Origin of the sequence: Herbaspirillum sp. C7C8 (genome assembly GCF_022627875.1) — a bacterium.
Classification (GTDB): Bacteria; Pseudomonadota; Gammaproteobacteria; order Burkholderiales; family Burkholderiaceae_D; genus Herbaspirillum.
Genome location: NZ_JABXGG010000010.1, coordinates 165,127 through 183,778, shown reverse-complemented (window position 1 = coordinate 183,778; position 18,652 = coordinate 165,127). Strand labels below are relative to the sequence as shown.

At 65.2% G+C, this 18,652-nt stretch carries 23 protein-coding genes and 1 riboswitch; of the genes, 18 read left to right on the top strand and 5 right to left on the bottom strand.

Going from position 1 to position 18,652, the window contains the following annotated elements:
- Positions 1 to 17: 17 nt before the first annotated feature.
- From mdcC to HWE01_RS13825, 10 genes are all read left to right on the top strand, one after another.
- A complete protein-coding gene (gene mdcC / locus HWE01_RS13870) occupies positions 18 to 332 on the top strand; it encodes a malonate decarboxylase acyl carrier protein (protein WP_241822108.1) in 315 nt (104 codons plus the stop codon).
- A complete protein-coding gene (locus HWE01_RS13865; RefSeq protein ID WP_241822107.1) occupies positions 329 to 1,225 on the top strand; it encodes a biotin-independent malonate decarboxylase subunit beta in 897 nt (298 codons plus the stop codon). Before mdcC ends, HWE01_RS13865 begins: the two co-directional genes overlap by 4 nt.
- A gap of 9 nt (positions 1,226 to 1,234) precedes the next feature.
- The gene (gene mdcE / locus HWE01_RS13860; RefSeq protein WP_241822106.1) at positions 1,235 to 1,975 is read left to right on the top strand and encodes a biotin-independent malonate decarboxylase subunit gamma; all 741 of its coding nucleotides are present in this window, start codon (positions 1,235 to 1,237) and stop codon (positions 1,973 to 1,975) included.
- On the top strand, positions 1,972 to 2,700 hold the full coding sequence (mdcG, locus tag HWE01_RS13855) for a malonate decarboxylase holo-[acyl-carrier-protein] synthase (protein WP_241822105.1): 729 nt from the start codon (positions 1,972 to 1,974) through the stop codon (positions 2,698 to 2,700). Before mdcE ends, mdcG begins: the two co-directional genes overlap by 4 nt.
- On the top strand, positions 2,688 to 3,617 hold the full coding sequence (gene mdcB / locus HWE01_RS13850) for a triphosphoribosyl-dephospho-CoA synthase MdcB (protein WP_241822104.1): 930 nt from the start codon (positions 2,688 to 2,690) through the stop codon (positions 3,615 to 3,617). The genes mdcG and mdcB overlap by 13 nt, the downstream gene beginning before the upstream one ends.
- Positions 3,614 to 4,558 carry an ACP S-malonyltransferase gene (locus HWE01_RS13845; protein WP_241822103.1) on the top strand — a complete coding sequence of 315 codons (945 nt, stop codon included), beginning with the start codon at positions 3,614 to 3,616 and terminating at the stop codon, positions 4,556 to 4,558. Before mdcB ends, HWE01_RS13845 begins: the two co-directional genes overlap by 4 nt.
- 218 nt (positions 4,559 to 4,776) lie before the next feature.
- Complete coding sequence (locus HWE01_RS13840; protein WP_008329559.1) at positions 4,777 to 5,025, top strand: DUF6139 family protein; 249 nt, start codon at positions 4,777 to 4,779, stop codon at positions 5,023 to 5,025.
- Between the two features lie 29 nt (positions 5,026 to 5,054).
- Entirely contained in the window at positions 5,055 to 5,297 is a 243-nt protein-coding gene (locus HWE01_RS13835; protein ID WP_008329558.1) for a hypothetical protein, read from the top strand.
- Between the two features lie 219 nt (positions 5,298 to 5,516).
- Complete coding sequence (locus HWE01_RS13830) at positions 5,517 to 6,449, top strand: 2-hydroxyacid dehydrogenase (protein ID WP_241822102.1); 933 nt, start codon at positions 5,517 to 5,519, stop codon at positions 6,447 to 6,449.
- Positions 6,450 to 6,663: 214 nt separating this feature from the next.
- Positions 6,664 to 7,158: an acyl-CoA thioesterase gene (locus HWE01_RS13825; RefSeq protein WP_034350416.1), complete on the top strand. Its 495-nt coding sequence runs from the start codon at positions 6,664 to 6,666 to the stop codon at positions 7,156 to 7,158.
- 77 nt (positions 7,159 to 7,235) lie between these two features.
- Here HWE01_RS13825 and HWE01_RS13820 read toward each other — a convergent pair whose 3' ends face one another.
- Together HWE01_RS13820 and HWE01_RS13815 are read right to left on the bottom strand one after the other, a co-directional pair.
- Positions 7,236 to 8,024, bottom strand: a complete 789-nt coding sequence (locus HWE01_RS13820) for a 2-keto-4-pentenoate hydratase (protein ID WP_241822101.1) — start codon at positions 8,022 to 8,024, stop codon at positions 7,236 to 7,238.
- 27 nt (positions 8,025 to 8,051) lie between these two features.
- Positions 8,052 to 8,507 carry a CopD family protein gene (locus tag HWE01_RS13815; protein ID WP_241822100.1) on the bottom strand — a complete coding sequence of 152 codons (456 nt, stop codon included), beginning with the start codon at positions 8,505 to 8,507 and terminating at the stop codon, positions 8,052 to 8,054.
- Positions 8,508 to 8,676: 169 nt separating this feature from the next.
- Between HWE01_RS13815 and HWE01_RS13810 the strand changes: the two genes are divergently transcribed.
- A complete protein-coding gene (locus HWE01_RS13810; RefSeq protein WP_241822099.1) occupies positions 8,677 to 9,546 on the top strand; it encodes an MOSC domain-containing protein in 870 nt (289 codons plus the stop codon).
- A gap of 46 nt (positions 9,547 to 9,592) precedes the next feature.
- Positions 9,593 to 10,801, top strand: a complete 1,209-nt coding sequence (locus HWE01_RS13805; RefSeq protein WP_008329546.1) for a branched-chain amino acid ABC transporter substrate-binding protein — start codon at positions 9,593 to 9,595, stop codon at positions 10,799 to 10,801.
- Positions 10,802 to 10,918: 117 nt separating this feature from the next.
- Here the strand turns inward: HWE01_RS13805 and HWE01_RS13800 are convergent, their stop codons facing one another.
- The 3 genes from HWE01_RS13800 to HWE01_RS13790 all read right to left on the bottom strand — a co-directional run bounded on the left by HWE01_RS13800 (position 10,919) and on the right by HWE01_RS13790 (position 13,191).
- On the bottom strand, positions 10,919 to 11,359 hold the full coding sequence (locus tag HWE01_RS13800; RefSeq protein ID WP_008329545.1) for a hypothetical protein: 441 nt from the start codon (positions 11,357 to 11,359) through the stop codon (positions 10,919 to 10,921).
- Positions 11,360 to 11,707: 348 nt separating this feature from the next.
- Positions 11,708 to 12,721, bottom strand: a complete 1,014-nt coding sequence (gene galU / locus HWE01_RS13795; protein ID WP_008329544.1) for a UTP--glucose-1-phosphate uridylyltransferase GalU — start codon at positions 12,719 to 12,721, stop codon at positions 11,708 to 11,710.
- 86 nt (positions 12,722 to 12,807) lie between these two features.
- On the bottom strand, positions 12,808 to 13,191 hold the full coding sequence (locus HWE01_RS13790; protein ID WP_241822098.1) for a hypothetical protein: 384 nt from the start codon (positions 13,189 to 13,191) through the stop codon (positions 12,808 to 12,810).
- Between the two features lie 396 nt (positions 13,192 to 13,587).
- Between HWE01_RS13790 and HWE01_RS13785 the strand changes: the two genes are divergently transcribed.
- The 6 genes from HWE01_RS13785 to HWE01_RS13760 all read left to right on the top strand — a co-directional run bounded on the left by HWE01_RS13785 (position 13,588) and on the right by HWE01_RS13760 (position 18,287).
- Positions 13,588 to 13,839 (top strand): GlsB/YeaQ/YmgE family stress response membrane protein, encoded by a 252-nt coding sequence (locus tag HWE01_RS13785; protein ID WP_008329542.1) that lies wholly within the window; start codon positions 13,588 to 13,590, stop codon positions 13,837 to 13,839.
- Positions 13,840 to 14,174: 335 nt separating this feature from the next.
- Positions 14,175 to 15,824, top strand: coding sequence for a phosphoglucomutase (alpha-D-glucose-1,6-bisphosphate-dependent) (gene pgm / locus HWE01_RS13780; RefSeq protein ID WP_241822097.1), 1,650 nt, complete (start codon positions 14,175 to 14,177; stop codon positions 15,822 to 15,824).
- A gap of 154 nt (positions 15,825 to 15,978) precedes the next feature.
- Positions 15,979 to 16,326 (top strand): hypothetical protein, encoded by a 348-nt coding sequence (locus HWE01_RS13775; RefSeq protein ID WP_241822096.1) that lies wholly within the window; start codon positions 15,979 to 15,981, stop codon positions 16,324 to 16,326.
- A 59-nt stretch (positions 16,327 to 16,385) separates the two neighbouring features.
- Positions 16,386 to 16,538: a hypothetical protein gene (locus HWE01_RS13770; protein WP_008329538.1), complete on the top strand. Its 153-nt coding sequence runs from the start codon at positions 16,386 to 16,388 to the stop codon at positions 16,536 to 16,538.
- 319 nt (positions 16,539 to 16,857) lie between these two features.
- Positions 16,858 to 17,553, top strand: a complete 696-nt coding sequence (locus HWE01_RS13765) for a hypothetical protein (protein ID WP_008329537.1) — start codon at positions 16,858 to 16,860, stop codon at positions 17,551 to 17,553.
- Positions 17,554 to 17,759: 206 nt separating this feature from the next.
- A complete protein-coding gene (locus tag HWE01_RS13760) occupies positions 17,760 to 18,287 on the top strand; it encodes a hypothetical protein (RefSeq protein WP_008329535.1) in 528 nt (175 codons plus the stop codon).
- Positions 18,288 to 18,365: 78 nt separating this feature from the next.
- Positions 18,366 to 18,595, top strand: a riboswitch (cobalamin riboswitch).
- Positions 18,596 to 18,652: the final 57 nt, after the last annotated feature.

Below are 18,652 nucleotides of genomic sequence, written 5' to 3'. Positions count from 1 at the left end.
GCAACGAAAGCGACACTATGGAAACTTTGACTTTTCGCTTTGAGCACGGCCAGCGCCGTCTCAAGGCCGCGCCTGAACTGGTTGGCGTGGTCAGCTCGGGCAACCTGGAAGTGCTGATCGAGAATGCGTCCCTCAACGGTGCCTGCGCCATCGAGGTCAAGACCGCCGCGCGCGGTTTCGGCACTATCTGGGAAGCGGTGATGACCGACTTCCAGCAACGCTGGCAACTGGCCGATACCCGTATCTCCATCAATGACATGGGTGCTACGCCGGCCGTGGTCAGCCTGCGCCTGGACCAGGCCGTGGAAGCCATGGTGGAGGAGGGCGCATGAGTGCGAGCTATCTGGAAGCCACGGCGCGCGAGCGCATTCTGGCCGTGCTGGACGCCGGCAGCTTCAAGGAACTGCTGCCACCGGCCCAGCGCGTGGTGAGCCCGCATCTGGGACAACTGGACGCACCGGTCTCATTCGACGATGGAGTCATCATCGGTGAAGGGCTGCTGGGCGGACGTGCCGTGATGGCCGCTGCGCAAGAGGGCGGTTTCATGGGCGGGGCGGTGGGCGAGGTGCATGGTGCCAAGCTGGTGGGCCTGCTCAAGCGCGCCATCGCGCGCCAGGCCGCCGGCGTGATCCTGCTGCTGGAGACGGGCGGGGTGCGGCTGCATGAAGCCAATGCCGGTCTCATTGCCGTCTCTGAAGTGATGCGCGCCGTGCTGGAAGCGCGCGCCGCCGGTATCCCGGTGATCGTGCTGGTCGGTGGTGCCAATGGCTGTTTCGGCGGCATGGGCATCGTGGCGCGCTGTGCCAATACCGTCATCATGTCCGAGGAAGGGCGGCTGGCCATGTCCGGTCCGGAAGTGATCGAGACTGCCAACGGCGTCGAGGAATTCGATTCGCGCGACCGTGCCCTGGTCTGGCGCACCACCGGCGGCAAGCATCGCTACCTGATCGGCGACTGCCAGCAACTGGTCAGCGATGATACCGAGGCATTTCGCACCGCCGCCATCGGCGCGCTGGGCAGCATCGCCGATACGCAACTGACCCTGGCATCGCTGGAAGCCGAGCAGGAAATGCTGCGTCGTCGCATCGCCACCTTCGGCCACGCCGAAGATCCGATGGACATCTGGGCCGAGCTGGGTGTGGCCCGTCCGGAAGCAGTGCCGATGCTCGAAGCCGCTGCCTTCACTGCGATGGCCGAGCACCTGCGCATTGTCTCCAAGGCCTGAGAGGAATTCATGAACCAGACTGTTACTCCACCCCAGGTCGACTGGCGCGCACTGGCGCAGGACCTGTTCCCGCAGGGCCACGCGATCACCGAGCAGGATCAGTTCCTCTCCGGCACGGCGCAGGTTGATGGCCGTACCGTCACCGTGGTTGGCACCACCGGCCATACGCCCATCGGCATCGAGATCGCCCTGGCCCAGGCCAGCGTGATCCTGGAGACGGTGCGGGAACATCCGGGCCGACCCATCGTGATCCTGGTCGATACCCAGGGCCAGCGCCTGCGCCATCGTGATGAAATGCTGGGCATCAACAGCTACATGGCGCATCTGGGCAAGTGTGTGGAACTGGCGCGCCGCCAGGGCCATCGGGTCATCGGCCTGGTGTATGACCAGGCGCTCTCGGGCGGCTTCATCACCAGCGGCCTCATCGCCGATGCCTGCTATGCCTTGCCCGACGCCACCATCCGCGTCATGGGCTTGCCCGCGATGGCGCGCATTACCAAGGTGCCGGAAGAACGGTTGACCGAACTGGCCAGGAGCAATCCGGTCTTTGCGCCCGGTCCCGAAAATTATTTACGCATGGGCGGTGTCTCCGAGATCTGGAACGCCGACCTGGCCCGGGCGCTGGCCGATGCGCTGGCCCAGGATCGCAGCGCCGATACCCGTGCAGCCACCGGGTTTGCGCGCGGCGGACGCAAATGGGCGCAACGGGTCATCGATGCGGTCGCCCACGATACTGCCTTGAACGGATGAGCATGTCGTCCGCGCAGTCCCTGGTCCACGCGCGCCACCACCTGCTCTGGTTGAGCCAGGCCGGCTGGCTGCGCCTGCAGGCCACTGATATGGATGCCCGCCAACACGCCACGCTGCAGCATTGGCAGCAGATGCGCTGGCCGGTGATCGTGCGTCGTCGCGATGCACAGGCCAGCGAGCAAGAGATCTGCGTGGGCATCGCCCTGCCGCCCGATGCGCAGGGCAACAAACCGCGCATCGTCTTGCGGGTGGGGACGCAGGAGGTGGCGGCCAGCCGGGCGCCGTTGCTGCTGCGTGACATCGTCGCTGCGCGTCTGAGCACGCTGCCCGCCGCGTGGCAGACGGGATTGGCACAGTTGCAGGAGCACATGGGGCGCGCGGACATCGCGCTGTCCGTCTTTGGTTCGCTGGCCTGGCAGGCGCTCACTGCGCAAACCTATCTGCGCAGCAGTTCCGACATCGACCTGCTGTTCCAGCCACGCAGCCAGTCCCAGCTGGAAGCGGGCGTACGCTTGCTGGCCTGGCAGGCCATGTTCCTGCCGCTGGATGGCGAAATCGTGTTTCCCGACGGCGCCGCCGTGTCGTGGAAAGAATGGCGACAGGTGGCGGTGCTGGGCCACCACCCTGAGGGGCAGGTCTTGGTCAAGCGGCCCGCCAGTGTGGCGCTGGAGCGCGTGGGCGCATTGCGGGCCAGCCTGCCACTGGAGCATTCATGCGCCGCCTGATGCAGCATCCCGATACGCTCAGGCAGCCCCTGCATCACACGCAGAAGCGTCGTGCTGCCCGCGAGAACCTGGCGTTCTGCCGGCAACTGGCGCGGCTGGCGGTGCGCAGCCTGTACCAGGAGCTGGTGCTTTATCCCAAACCGGGTTTGGTCTCGCGCGTGGACAATGGCAGCCACACCGACATGACGGCTGAGACCTTCTTGCGCAGCCTGTTCGCGCTGCGCCATTATTTTTTCCAGATTGCCGCTGCCGGACTGGATGGCGCACCCTTCCACACCTTGCAGAAACTGGCCCTGCGCGCCGAAGAGCGCATGCTGCGCGCCACGGGCGGCGTCAACACGCACCGGGGCGCGATCTTCGTACTGGGCATGCTGTGCGCTGCCACGGCCTATGCGCGTGGCCGCCACATGTCCTTGCAGCCGGCCACCCTGCGCGCCACCCTGCTGATCCAGTGGGGCGATGCGCTGGCGCGTCATAGCGCAGCGGTCGCCGACGCCGAAGCGCCCAGTCACGGCCAGCGCGTAGCGGCCAGGCATGCCGTGGGCGGGGCGCGTGAAGAGGGGGCTTTGGGCTTTCCCGCCGTGTTCGAAGTGGCCTTGCCGCAATGGCAGGCCACCCTGGCGGCGGGGCGGGATCTCCATCATGCCCGCATCGATACGCTCTTCGCGCTCATGGCGCATCTCAGCGATACCAATGTCTATCATCGCGGCGGTGCCGAGGGGGCGGCGCTGGTACGCAATCGCAGTGCCGCCTTTCTCTGCGCCGGTGGCACGGCGCGCGCCGATTGGGAAGCCGATGCGCTGGACTGTCATCGTGATTTCGTCGCCCGGCGCTTGTCTCCGGGCGGAGCGGCCGATCTGCTGGCGGCGACCTGCCTGGTCCATGCGGTCGGCTTGCTGGAGGCCGACAAGGCATGAGCCTGCGCCTGGCCATCCTGTGCCCGGGGCAGGGCGCGCAGCACGCGGGCATGTTTGACCTGCTGCGCGATGATCCGCAGGCCAGCGCCTTCCTTGCACAAAGCGCCTTGTCGGCGCATCTGCAAGCGCCCCTTGAAACGGTGCTGGCGGACCCCGCCCAGTTGTACGCCAATCGCAATGCCCAACCCTTGATCGTGGCGGCGCAGCTGGCTGCCTGGCAGGCCTTGCACGCGCCGCTGGCAGCCATCGCCGGGGTGCCCACGGTGGTGGCGGGCTACAGCGTGGGCGAACTGTCCGCCTACGCATTGGCCGGACTCCTCGATCCCGCCGAGACAGTCGCGCTGGCCGCGCAACGTGCCGCAGCCATGACGCAGGCCGCCAGCGCGCAACCGGCGCAAGCATTGATGGCCATCGGTGGTTTGCCGCTGGCAGTGATTCACGAGTGCCTGGCGCGTCACGGCGGCCATGTCGCCATCGTCACCGGTGAAGACACGCTGATCGCCGGAGGGGTGAACGCCTGCCTGCAAGCCGCAGCCGATGCGCTTGTTACAGCGGGAGCGCGCACTGCCTTGCTGCCTGTTGGGCTGGCCTCGCATACTCCCTTGATGCAGTCGGCGACGGCGCCGTTTGCTGCCGAGCTGGCAGCGCATGCCCTGCGCTCACCCGGCCCGGCCTTGCTGGCGGGCGTCACCGGGCAGGCCATCACCGATGCCGCCCAGGCCCGGGCGCTGCTGGTGCGCCAGCTGGTCGAACCCATCCAGTGGGCCGCCTGCATGGATGCCCTGGTCGAACGCGGCGTCACGGTCGCGCTGGAACTGGGCCCGGGCGCGGCGCTCTCGCGCATGCTGCGCGAACGCCATCCGCAGATCGCCTGCCGTTCGCTGGCCGATTTTCGCAGCCTCTCCGGCGCGCTGGCCTGGCTGCGCCGTCAGGCCGACTGAGTGGCCCGGCCGGCACATCCGGCTGGTAGTCCGGTGTTGTCGGTGCTATCTTGAAATGAAGCATCTTTCCTTTCCTTCGCCGCGTACTGCTGTCGGATCAGGCTGACAGCGCAAACCGCTTTGTGCATCCCCGTACCTTCCTGTGGCGAACCAATGGCAGATAGTCCAGTCGCATCTGGAAGCAGTGCCCATGTTCAACCCGACCAGGAGGCCCCAAGATGAAAGTCGATGTGTACAAGCGCCCGGACGGCGGCGGATTGTTTTCCTACCTCGTCCTGCCCCACGAAGAAGCGTTGCCGCCAGAGGTGACCAATACCGACTGGCAACTCCACGAGCAGAATGTGGACTTCGAGCGCGACGGCAAGCGGCATTTCACGCTGGAGGCAGAAGACGCCTTCATGCAGATCGGCGAGAAAGGCTATGCCATCACCCATCTGAACCAACGCAGCGGCGACGGCGCGGCCTGAAGCCGTCGCCATCGACAGAGGAGACCATCATGCCCACCGAACAAGTAGGCGACTACGAAGTGGAATATGCCGGCGTACGCCTCATCGGCGGCGAGGAGTGGGTGGCCCAGGTGGCCATCTTCGGCCACTCGACCAATCCCATGCACCGCAATCCGGTGTTCCCGGTACAGCGCGTGCTGCCCGACCAGACCTTTGCCGACGAAAAGGCGGCCGAGCAGGGCGCGCGCCAGGCTGCGCATGACCTGCTGGAGAAGCAGACAGCGCGGCACTGACCGCAGTGCTCCGGCAAGCCTGACTCCAGGCCCGATGCGCCCGCAGGCGCGTCGGGCTTTTTCAGTTGTCACACAGGGCCGTCATGGCATGGAATTCGCATGCAGAAAGGCGCAGTGGCCGATGGGCGACAGGCTGCCCGCTGTGCCGTTTCGCAATAGAATGACGCATCTTGCGTTTTTCTTCCTATTTTCCTTTTCCTCGTCCGGCCAGGTCCCCTCATGAAACCCCCTCTGCTCGTCCTGATTCACCTCTCCGAAGAAAGCACGGCCACCATCGCCGCCCACTATGACATCCTCTACGCGCCGGATCGCCCGCGCCGCGACGCGATGATCGCCGGCCCGGCCAGGAAGGTGGCGGTGGTGCTGACCAATGGGTCCACCGGCCTGAGTGCTGACGAAATGCGCGCCATGCCGCATCTGCAACTGGTCTGTGCACTGGGCGCCGGCTTTGAAAACATCGACGCCGCCCACGCCCGTGCACATGGCATTGAGATCGCCACCGGTGCCGGCACCAACGAAGACTGCGTGGCCGATCACACCCTGGGCCTGCTGCTGGCCATCCTGCGCAATATTCCCGTGCTGGACCGCTACACCCGCGAGGGCGGCTGGCGCGAAACCATTCCCCTGCAACCTCAGCTGGCGGGCAAGCGGGTGGGCATCGTCGGCATGGGCAACATCGGCAAGAAGATCGCCCGCCGCGCGACCGCCTTCGATGCCGAGATCGCCTATTGCAACCGCAAGAAGCGCGATGATGTCGATTTCCATTATTTCCCGGACGTCGCCCAGCTGGCCGGCTGGGCCGACTGCCTCATCGTGGCCGCGCCGGGCGGCGCCCAGACGCAGCACCTCATCAATGCGCGGGTGCTGGAAGAGCTCGGTCCTCGTGGCTACCTGGTCAACATCGGCCGTGGCAGCATCGTCGATACCGAGGCACTGGCGGCAGCCCTGTCCTGCGGGCGTCTGGCCGGTGCGGCCCTGGATGTCTACGAGGGCGAACCCAAGCCGCCCGCCGCCCTGATCGGCTTGCCCAACGTCGTATTGACGCCGCATATCGCGGGCTGGTCGCCGGAGGCCATCAGCGCTTCGGTCCAGCAGTTCCTGCGCAATTGCGAGGAACATTTCGCCGCCGCCGAGCCGGTGGTGCGCGCCTGAGCAAGTTGCCCAGCGCGCGCGGATGCGAGTTTTTTTGCCATAGCGGGGCTGGCTGGCCGATAATGTCGGCCGCGGTCGGATCGCTTTCCTCCACGAAAGCTGTCCGGCCGGCCGCCAGCGCGCGCTCGGGGGAGCGTGTCGGCCGACGGCGCCGCCGTTTCAACGACTCCAAGACCAACCCATCGCCATCACACTACAGAGAGAGCCAAGCACCATGGATCTGCCATCTCACCAACTCACCATGACGGTCCTGATGACCCCGGACATGGCCAACTTCGCCGGCAACGTGCACGGGGGAACCATCCTCAAGCTGCTTGACCAGGTGGCCTACGCCTGCGGCAGCCGCTACGCCGGCCAGTACGTGGTGACCCTGTCGGTGGACCAGGTCATGTTCCGTCAGCCCATCCACGTGGGGGAGCTGGTGACCTTCCTGGCCAGCGTCAACCATACCGGCAAGTCTTCCATGGAAATCGGCATCAAGGTGGTGGCCGAAAACATCCGCACCCAGGAAACGCGCCACGTCAACAGCTGCTTCTTCACCATGGTGGCCGTGGACGATCAGCGCAAGCCGATCCCGGTGCCGCCGCTGCGTCCCTTCTCGCAGGAAGAAAAGCGCCGCTTCGATGCAGCCGTGATCCGCAAGTCGCTGCGCCAGGAACTGGCGCGCCGCTACGAGGAAGTCAAGCCCGGCAACGACAAGGTCGGCTAAGCGGCCCAAGCCGCGAAAGCAAAAAGGGATGCGCCCGTCGGACGCATCCCTTTTTTACGTGCTGCCCGGGCCGACGGTCAATCCAGATGCACCACCACCGAGCCGAGCACGCCCAGTTCGGCCAGCACGCGCTGTCCGGCGCGCACCGGCATGGGCACGATGGTCGAACCGCTGGCCACCAGCTGTCCGGCCGCCAGGGTGAGGCCGTGCTCACGCAATTCGTTGGCCAGCCAGGTCAGTGCCACGCGTGGATCGCCCAGCACCTGGGCGCCACTGCCGCTGCGCCGCTCGCCGCCCTCGATGCTGCCCGAAGTGGTCAGCGCGGCCAGATCCAGGCTGCGCCAGTCCACGCTGGCCGGTGCGCCCAGCACGAACTGGTCGGCGCAGCTGTTGTCGGCGATCAGTTGGGCCGCCCCGACCTGGTCGAACTGGTCGTAACGGGTATCGGGGATTTCGATGGCCGGATGCACCGCCGCCACGGCCGCCATGACCTCTTCCTGCGTATAGGGCGTACTGCGCGGCGCCAGTGTACTGCCCATGCGGAAAGCCACTTCCACCTCGGCCACCCGCATCAGGTTGTCACCCAGCGTGATGTGCGCACCGCTGCGGTGAAGGCGTTCGGCCAGCAAGCGGCCTGCCAGCGGCGCATCGACATTGAGCAATCCCTGTCCGCCGGGGCCGGTGGCAGCGATCTTCCAGCCGGCCAGCGGGGCGAAGCTGCGCGCTTCCAGGCGGCGCTGGATGTCATAGGCCTGGCGCCGGTCGCCCGGTTGCAGATGCACGGGCAAGCGGGCGATGCGGCGGTTGTGCGCCCAGCAGTCCCAGAGCAGGTCGGCCGCTTCCTGGCATTGTGTATCGGTCAGCACGGATGTCTCCCTCCAGATTGCTTGTTTTCAGAGGCTCAAGGGGCCCAGGGCACCGATGGCGATGGTCAGCAGGCCCAGGCACAGGTTGATGCCCACCAGCACGCGCACCTGGCGCAGCGCGCGCGAGGCGCGGTCCCAGTCCTGCTGGGCGGAGGCCAGCTTGAGACGGCGGAAGGGTGCAAAGAAGATGTGGGCGAAGATCAGCATCATCACCACGCCGATACCGGTCATGGCGTGCAGGTAAGGCGGCAGCTTGGCCGCACCCGCACCCATCACGGCCATCATGTGCAGACCGCTGCCCAGCACCAGCGCAATGGCCACCCACACCCAGATGAAGAAATTGGCCAGCACCGCCGCCATGAGAGAGAGCCGCTGCTCCGGATGCAGCACCCCAAGCCCGGGCCGCAGCGCCATGTGGGCGAAGAACATGCCGCCGACCCAGACGGTCAGCCCCAGCAGATGGAAGAATTTGGCAAACAACATGGCGCTCCCGTCAAAAAGTTCATATCAATCCGTGGCGCATTGTCGCATGAGCAGGAACACAACGTATCGTCATGCCGGCAAAGCGCCCGCTTGTGGTAATGTCTTGCCGAAACATTATCACCAATACTTTTCAGGCGTTGGCAGGCGCCACCATCCGGGGGGACGGTCCATGACGAACAGCAGCATCAGCACCATCAGCGCCATCTTTTTCTATCCCATCAAGTCCTGTGGCGGGCTCTCCCTGACCCGGGCCGAGATCGGCCCGCTGGGCCTGGCGCTGGACCGCCACTGGATGCTGGTGGATCGCCAGGGCCAATTCCTGACCCAGCGCACCCATCCCGGGATGGCCTGCATCACGCCCGCCTTCGAGGGCGATGCGCTGGTGCTGCGCGCACCGGGCATGTCCCCGCTGCGCCTGGCGGCTGCCGGCGAGGACGGCGCCACGCTCGCCGTCACCGTCTGGGACAGCCGCCTGGAAGCCCTGGACCAGGGCGAACAGGCGCGCACCTGGTTCTCCGACTACCTGCAGGCCGACGCCCGGCTGGTGCGCTTCAATCCGGCCGTCAAACGCGCCTGCAGCCCCCGCTGGACCGGTGACTACCGCGCTACCACACAGTTCTCGGATGGCTATCCGCTGCTGGTGATCGGCCAGGCTTCGCTCGATGAGCTCAACACCCGCTTGGCGGCCAAGGGGGCGCCAGTCTTGCCCATGGATCGCTTCCGCCCCAACCTGGTGATCGCCGGTCTGGAGGCATATGAAGAAGATTTCATCGATACCCTGCGCCTGGGCAGTGCAGACCGTCCGGTGCAACTGAAGCTGGTGAAGCCTTGTGCAAGATGTCCCATTCCCGGCATCGACCAGCGCAGCGGCCAGCGTGATCCGCAATGGCCCGATGAGCCGCTGGACACGCTGAGCACCTATCGCGCCAATGCCCGGGTGGGCGGGGGCATCACCTTTGGCCAGAACGCCATCGTCATCGCCGGGGAGGGTGGCCAGATCGAGGTCGGCCAGCCCTGCGAATGGGAATTCAATTTCTGAGCACGTCCACGAGGACGCCATCCAGTCCACATCAATGCGATCTCCAGTGAACATCAAGACACGCGCCATCAGCACGATCTCAGGCAAGCTCATGACCAGGGCTGCCCGCCGCCACCTGCTCGCCCTGGCCCTGGCAGGCGTCTGGTGCAGTATGGCCGGCAGCAGCGCATGGGCCACGCCGCGCACCGTGGTCATCGGCCTGGCCGCCCCCATGAGTGGTCCCTCCGGCAGCACCGGCGTTAGTCTCGAGCGCGCCGCTCAACTGGCCGTGGACGATATCAACCACGGCAAGCCCGTCATCGGTGGCGAGCCGGTGTTGTTCCGGCTGCTGCCACAGGACGACCGCGCCGATCCGCGCACGGGCGAGCTCATCGCCGACTACTTCGTCAAGAGCAAGGTCGCTGCCGTGGTCGGCCACTGGAACAGTGGCGTCGGTGTTCCGGCCGCGCGTATCTACGCCGCTGCCGGCATTCCCCATGTGGCCCCCGCCGTGACGGCTCCGGCCTATACGCAGCAGGGCGATGCCAGCGCCTTTCGCATCGTGCCGCACGATGGCGAGGGCGCGCGCCTGACCGCCGACTACGTGGTGCGTGAGCTGAAGGCCCGCAACATCGCCGTGATCGATGACAGCACCCTCTTCGGCAGTACCTATGCCGATGAATTCGCCAAGTCGGTCAAGGTCTTGCAGGGCAGGGTGACGGGACGCTACACGGTGAGCAGCAAGACCTCCGACTTCAACAACGTTTTGCGCAGCATCCGCGACAGCGAGCCCGATGTGGTGCTCTTCGCCGGTCTCGATGCCCAGGCTGCACAACTGGTGCAGGACATGCGGCGTCTGCAGATCCGCGCCCCGCTGGTCGGCATCGGCGGTCTGGTGGGGCCGACCTTTCTGAGGCTGGCAGGTCCGTCAGGCGAGGGCGTGAGCGTAGTGGAGCCAGGACTTCCCTCCTACAAGGGACCGCAGTGGCGCCATTTCGAACAGGCCTGGAAGGCCGCCTGGCAGGACGAAATCTATCTCTATGCGCCCTTTGCCTATGATGCCGTGCGCGTGATCGCGGCGGCCATGCAGCAGGCCGATTCCACCGATCCGGGCAAGGTGACGGCCAGCCTGCACCGGATTGGCTACAAGGGCATCACCGGCAATATCGCCTTCGATGCCCAGGGCAATCTGCGCGATCCGGTCTTTACCCTGTACCGCGTCAACGGCGGCCACTGGCGCGTCGTGCGCAGCATGGCCCAGCACGACAGAAACTGAACGCCGCGGCCGAAAAACGTGCGCAAAAAAACAATGCCGCCCGGGCGTAACCGGGCGGCATCAGGGACAGGCGGGCAGGGCGGCAGGCCATGACATCACGGCCCGCTGTCGGCCTGCTTATTTTTTGGGACGGCCTACCTTCAGCGGGGTCAGGCTGCCGAGGATGTCCTTCAGTTCGGCGATCTTCAGGTTCTTGATCAGCGACACGCCGATGCGCAGCAGGTCGCTCTTCTTGATCTCGACGCCGGCCTTCAGGCAGGACTTCTTGACCTGGGCCAGGACTGCGTATTCGTTCTCGGGCATGGTGAAGCTGTCGCGGACCTGCTTGACCTTCTTGGCCTTCACCGGCTTGTCAGTCTTTTCGGGCTTGGCGATTTTCTCGACCTTCTTTTCGGGCTTGGCTGCTGCCGGTGCTGCTGCGGCGGGCTTGGCGGCCGCACGGATGGCGGGCTTGACGGCAGGTTTCTTCACCGCTGCGGGCTTGGGGGCTGCCGCCTTGGCGACAGGTTTCTTCGTTTCGGTTGATGCTGCTGCTGCGGCTTGAACTCTGGTGGCCATGAACGCTCCTCTGAAAATTGATATAAACAATATATATTTTTTGCGCCTTTGCCGCAACATTCCTGCCGACTGGCAACGATTTCATCGTCGGATTTCTACGCTGCAAACGTTTACAGCTTGTGTGCGGTGGCCACAGCATACGCTTGTGGGCAGGGGAAGTGCGGCGACCTGCTTTGTCCCGGGCGAAATGAACTTCTCCAGATTCATGGCCGCGATGCTAGCAAGTCCAGGTTAAAACTCCGTGACAAAGGTCAAAACAATTTACAAGAAGCGTGGGCACGAAAAAAAGCAGCCCGGCCTTGCGGACGGACTGCAATCAACAACGGTCTCTACCGGGGACTGACAGGATTACATGACGCTACGGGCTACGGCTGGCTGCTTTTCGGTGGAGGCTGCGGCGCTGGCGGGCGTACTGCCGGCGGCGGGCTTCAATGGGGTGACGGTGGCCGGGCCCTTGGGTTGGGCGGCCTGGGTCAGGTCATGCTGGCTGACGAATTCCTGCAGGAATTGCGCGAAGCCGCTGCCGACTTCCTTGTGCTTGAAGCCCATGGCCACGGCCGCCTTGAGGTAACCGAGCTTGGAGCCGCAATCGAAGCGCTGGCCCTCGTAGCGATAGGCGAGGATCTGTTCCTGTTGCAGCAGGGCCGAGATGGCATCGGTGAGCTGGATCTCGCCACCGGCACCGGTGCCGATGTTTTCCAGACGTTCGAAGATGGCCGGGGTCAGCACATAGCGGCCCACGACGGCCAGGGTGGAGGGGGCATCTTCGGGCGAGGGCTTTTCCACGATGCCGCTGAGCAGCTCGGTACGCTCACCATGCGGGCTGCCGCTGACGATGCCGTACTGGCGGGTTTCCGGACGCGGCACGTCCTGCACGGCCAGCAGGCTCTTGCCTTCGCGCTCGTAGAGTTCGGTCATCTGCGCCATCACGTTCTTCTGGCCGGGGGCGGCATCCATGAAGTCGTCGGCCAGCAGCACGGCGAAGGGTTCGTCACCCACCAGCGGCTTGGCCAGCAGCACGGCGTGTCCCAGGCCCAGCGGTTCGGCCTGGCGGACGTAGACACAGTTGATGTGCTTGGGGATGACGTTGCGGATGGTTTCCAGCAGTTTCACCTTGCCGGCGGCTTCCAGTTCGGATTCCAGTTCGTAGGCCTTGTCAAAATGGTCTTCGATGGCGCGCTTGTTGCGGCCGGTGATGAAGATCATCTCGGTGATGCCCGCTTCCACCGCCTCTTCAACGGCGTACTGGATCAATGGCTTGTCGACGATGGGCAGCATTTCCTTGGGCTGTGCCTTGGTAGCGGGAAGAAAACGGCTGCCGAGGCCAGCGACGGGAAAAACGGCTTTGGTGATTTTTTTCATGGTAAGTCCAGGTTTGGTTGAGTGACGGGCGTGGCACCCTCATGCACACAATGCAGGCTCGCTGGCGAATGCGCCTCCTTACGCCTTTACGCCTGTCTGTTGTTCTTGATCATCTTCATCTGAAGCAGAGCACGGCATCCCTGCAACAACGAGGCCACGCCAGCCAGGGCATGCCCGGCCTTTTCGCGCAGCCGGGTGCGTCGCTGCGGGGCGCTGGCCTTGGCCTCGTCATCAGCCAGCGCGATGCGTTGCGCCAGGCTGCCTTCGTTGAGCTGTTCCAGCACCGAGGCCAGTTGCGGCGCCTTCATCGATATCTGATGCAGCAGCTCGGCAGATTCACGGGCATAGCGTGCATAGTGCTCGACGAAGTCAGCGCCTTCTTCGGCGCGCGGTGCGTTGCCGAACGCATTGAGCGCGTAGGCATTGGCAAAGACGGACGAGGGGCGTGCGCTGGATTCGGTGGCGGACATGATGGCGACTCTCTACGTAATCGGGCTGGCAAATGCGGTATCGGTATACGGTGCGGCTGACGGATTCATGCTGCACTGTGCCTACGGAAGCAAGAGTAAGAAAACTCGCGCTTCCTCTCTATAGGAATGCCGCCTTTTGCGCTGTAGGAAAAGAGGAAGACCCCGGCCCGCCCGTCACGCGGGTACTGCGCCGCCACGAGCAGGCCGCGGTCAGCGCGACAGCCGCCCATGCCGGGCTTGTCCTACAAGGAAATGGGCCGCTGTCCGATAGCTGGCCGGGACGCGTTTTTCTATCATCACCTCATCTGTTGCGCAGAGCGCTTGCAGAAAGGAGGAGGCCTGCCGACGGCTTCCGACATCAATCCAAGAACGACAGAACAATGGAAAGGGAACATCATGGAACACGGACTCATCGCATGGCTGATCATTGGTGCCGTTGCCGGCTGGCTTGCCGGCGTGCTGGTCAAGGGTGGCGGCTTCGGTCTGCTGGCCGATATCCTGATCGGTATCGTCGGTGCCGTCATCGGCGGCTGGCTGGCCGGCCTCCTGGGCATCGCCGTGGGTGGTGGCATCCTGGCCTCGATCGTTACCGCCACGCTGGGCGCGGTCGTGCTGCTGGTGATCGTGCGGGCCTTCCGCAGGGCCTGACCCGGCAGGCCCGCGCCGTGGAGGCAGGCTCCCGGCGCAGGCCTGGCGCTCCTGACCCATGAGCAATGCGTCCGCGGCCCGGCCCGGACGCGTTTTGCGTTTTGGACACGCGCCTTCATCTTGCCCGCCCAGGGCGTAGCGCCCATGTCCGGCCAGGCGCATGGGGAGTGATCTGCGGCAATGCTCCTGCAAGTTTCTGCATATCCATGCTGCAGCGCGCCATCCTGGCGTTACAATGTCCGGGACGTTGAAAAAAGATCAAGTAGCGAAGGGGATGTCCGGCATCTACCGCGTCCGCTTCGCTTCCTCCGATATCCATTCATCCAGAAAAAATTATGAGTAGCGTCCATCCCCTCGCCGGCAAGCGTGCCGCGCCTTCGGCCCTGGTGAACCTGCCGGTGCTGCTGTCGAACTATTACAGCCTGCGTCCGGAGGTGGCCGAGGCCAGCCATCGGGTGGCCTTCGGGACGTCCGGCCATCGCGGCAACGCCAATGCCCACAGCTTCAATGAATGGCACGTGCTGGCCATCACCCAGGCCATCTGCGACTACCGCAAGGAACAGGGTTTCAAGGGCCCGCTGTTCCTCGGCATTGATACCCATGCCTTGTCGGAGCCGGCCTGGCACAGCGCTCTGGAAGTGCTGGCGGCCAACGCGGTGCTGACCATGCTGGCCGAAGGCAGCCCCTATGCGCCCACGCCGGCCGTCTCGCATGCCATCCTCACGCACAACCGGGTGCACCGCGACAAGCTGGCCGATGGCATCGTGGTCACGCCCTCGCACAATCCGCCGGACAATGGCGGCTTCAAGTACAACATGCCCAATGGCGGCCCGTCCGACTCCAACGTCACCAGCTGGATCGAGAAGCGCGCCAATGCCTATCTGGAGCAAAAGCTCGAAGGCGTACGCCGCATCAGCTTCGAGAGGGCCCTCAAGGCCGACACCACGCGCCGCTACGATTATCTGGACAACTACGTCGGCGACCTGCCCAACATCATCGACCTGGGCGCCATCTCGGCGGCCAACGTCAAGATCGGCGTAGACCCGCTGGGTGGCGCCGGGCTGCATTACTGGTCGGCCATTGCGGATCGCTACAAGCTCAATCTGGAAGTGGTCAATACCGATGTGGATGCGAGTTTTCGCTTCGTGCCGCTGGACTGGGATGCACAGATCCGCATGGATCCGTCCTCGCCCTATGCCATGAGCGAGCTGATCGCGCTCAAGGATCGCTTCGACGTGGCCATGGCCTGCGATACCGACCATGACCGTCACGGCATCGTCGCCAGGAGCACCGGCCTGCTGCCGGCCAACGATTATCTGTCGGTCGCGGTGTACTACCTGTTCGGCCATCGTCCGGCCTGGCGTGCCGATGCCGCCGTGGGCAAGACCCTGGTGTCCAGCCAGATGATCAATCGCGTGGCCGCCCACCTGGGCCGCAAGCTGCTGGAAATGCCGGTGGGCTTCAAGTGGTTCGTCGATGGCCTCTATGACGGCAGCCTGGCCTTCGGCTGCGAGGAAAGCGCCGGCGCCTCCTTCGTGCGCTTCGATGGCCAGCCCTGGAGTACCGACAAGGATGGCATCACCGCCGCCTTGCTGGCCGCCGAGATGACTGCCCGCACCGGCAACGATCCCGGCCAGATCTATCAGGATCTCACCCGGCAACTGGGCGCACCGCTCAATGGCCGCAAGGAAGCCGCCGCCACGCCGCAGCAGAAGGCGCGCCTGTCCAGGCTGTCGCCGCAGGATGTCACGTCCACCGAACTGGCCGGTGAAACCATCCGCGAAGTCATGACCACGGCCCCGGCCAATGGCAAGGCTTTCGGCGGCCTGAAGATCGTCACGGACAATGGCTGGTTCGCCGCCCGTCCTTCCGGCACCGAGAGCATCTACAAGATCTATGGCGAGAGCTTCCGCGATCAGGCCCATCTGGACCGCATCTTTGCCGAGGCGCAGGAGATCGTGACCCGCGCACTGCAGGCGGACTGAGCCCGGTCGCCGCGCCTGTCATGACCACGCCGCCCTCGGGGCGGCGTTTTTGTTCCTGCCTTCCTACAGGAAAATGGGCCGATGTCTGGCTGAGAGCAGGGCAGGGGCTTCGTAAGATGGTCATCGTCTGCCATCCCCGTCAAGGAGGACCCTCATGGCCCATTCTGATCCGGACCCCGTCTCGACCCGTGCGGCGCCTGCCTTGCTGCGTCCCCCCGCCATGTCGGCTGCCGCCGAAACGCCGACCCCGCCGGACCACATCCAGCCGGACCCGGCCCAGGTGATCGAGCCCGACGGTACCGAAGATCCCCTGGCCAACGCCGATGACGGCCTGCTGCCTCGCCCCGGCAGTGCCGATCCGGACCGCAGTCCGCCCCTTCCACCCACTCAGGAGAACCCCATGCACAAGCCCCAGGACACCCCGCCGGTGGAGGTGCCGCCGCTGGACCCGACCCCGCCGCAGGACCCCATTCCGCATCAGAACCCGATGGCCGGTCGCTGACGACCTGCTGTCGGCACACCCCGGTCGCTCCGACCAGGGATCGCTCCGAGGAGATCTGTTTGAACCTGAATCTGCATACGCCCCAAGAGACCCCTCCCGTCAACGAACCCAACATCCCGCCGCCGCCCCTGCCCGATGATGAGCCGGTCCCGGTGGAAGAGCCGCCGCTGAGCCCCCGGCCTTCTGACCCGCCGCTGCGCATGCAGGGCTGATTTTGCACTTTCGCACCGATCCGGTCGCAGCATCTGCTGCGGCCTGATTGTCTCGCTTTTTTGCCTTTTCCTTCATGACACCATAGCGCTGCCTGAGCTGCCGACCCTGTGCAAGGGCGTAGCGAGGCATCCTCTTCCTTTTTCTTCATCTGCCCCGGAAACCCCCGTCCTGCGGGGGTTTCTTCATTCTTTTGCGCGGATTGAGACTTTTCTCATTCAAGCCGACAAGTATTCGTGAAAGCATCTCTTTTTTCCGGCGACAGAAGATGAATTGAGCAAGGCTGCCGCCACGGTCGTGTTTTCTCTGAGGAGTAGCGCCGTGTTTCCATATTCCCCGCTGTCAATGGGCTTTCCTGCCGGTCGTCGACACACGCTGCTGTCGGCTCTTCCGCTCTACGTGCTGGTACGTCAGCCCAGTGCCGGCAGTGGCCCCGGCCAGGTACTGTGCGAACCCGTCATCGCCGGCGAGGCCGCCGGCAGCCAGGCGATGGTGGTTTATCTGTCGCCCTTCGAGGCCAGCCTGGACGCGCTCTGGCGGGGCATGCCGCCGACGGCCTACCAGGTCTTGCCGGCCTCGTCCTTCTCCCCGGACGAACTGGTGGCGCGCCACCACGGCTATCTGCCCTATTGTCTGCACGTGGCCTGGGGCGCGCGCGACGGTCGCCTGGCGGTGCGCGCGCAGGGCGAGCCGGTACGCCTGTCCTCGGCCAGCCTGGCCAAGGCCTCGCCGCTGATCGACTCCATCACGCTGGACATCGCGCTGCCCGATCTGGAGTGCTACGCCCGGCTGTGGGAATGCGCCGGACTGTTCGCCCGCAGCGAGACGCAGGCCAGCCTGCTGGCAATGAGTCCGCTGGAGCGCCACCGCCATGCCGCCCGCGCCATCGACCGGTTGCCCGGTACCGCCCCGCCAGGCCGCCAGATCAACCAGGTCGCGGTGTATGACGCCGAATCGGCCCAATGGCATTTCATCTCGCTGGATCTGCTGGCCGGGCCGGCCGCCGTCCAGTATTGACACCACGGTGGGCAGGCCGGGACGTCCCCGCCCGCCGCGTCACTTACTGACGGTCATTGAGAGTTTTCTGATATCCATCGGGTTTCCCTTCTGCAACTATTCGGAGTGGGTGTGGCCTCTGCCGCACCCACTCCGATTCCTGTTCCCCGAAGGAGCTGCCCTTGAACCGCTTACTTCCTGCTGCATGCAGTTCAACGGCGAGCGCATTGCGCTGCCTGCCCGTGGTCTTGCTGTTGGTTTGTCTGGTGGCGCTGCCCGGGGCGCCGACGCCGCCGGCGCAGGTACTGGATCGCTGCCTGGTGGTCGACCGCATGACGGTGGGCCCGGTCAGCACCGAGCCGGTGGCCGGGCGGGTGGAAGTCATGGAGGGCGGCGCGACCTCACCCTACAGCCTTTATCTGCCGGATGCCGACAACCGCATGCTGCGCATCGGCTATGCCAGCGGCAAGGCGTCCGTGCGCGATTACCTCTTCGTCAACGCGCACCGTGGCTACCTGGACCGCGCCGTCGGCCTGACAGCGGACGCACCGCTACGGCTGGAGCGTCCGCACCGGGCCTCCTTTGCCGTACTGGGCTACCTGGGCGAGCGCTACCTGTGCCTGATGGAAGTGCACGGGCAGGGCGACCGGACGGGCCAGCGCTCGGCCTATGTGGCCCGCATCCCGCGCGGCATGGGGGCGGACATGCGGCTGTACTACAAGCAGTCGGACGCGATCCCGCCGGCGCCCCGCTGAGTTCGCCAGCAGCCGACCGGCTGGCCGATCAGGCTGACAATGCCGGTTGCCCAAGCCCGTCCCCGCCTTTATACTTCGCCCCTTAGCATTGCTTCTGGTATCCCGTGTGCAGCCGCGCCCGGGATTGAAACGGGAAGCCGGTGCGGCCGATGCCTCAGCATCGTGCCAAGGCCGGCGCTGCCCCCGCAACGGTAAGCGAGCAAGGACACGCACTACGCCACTGTGCCCCGCGCATGGGAAGGCGCCTGTCCGGAAGCCCCAGGCTTCAGCTCGCCAGCCCGGAGACCGGCCAGTGGCAACTTCTTGAATGTATCGCGGAGGGCGATCATGCGGAAAGCTTCCAACATGTCCCGCTGGCATTGAGC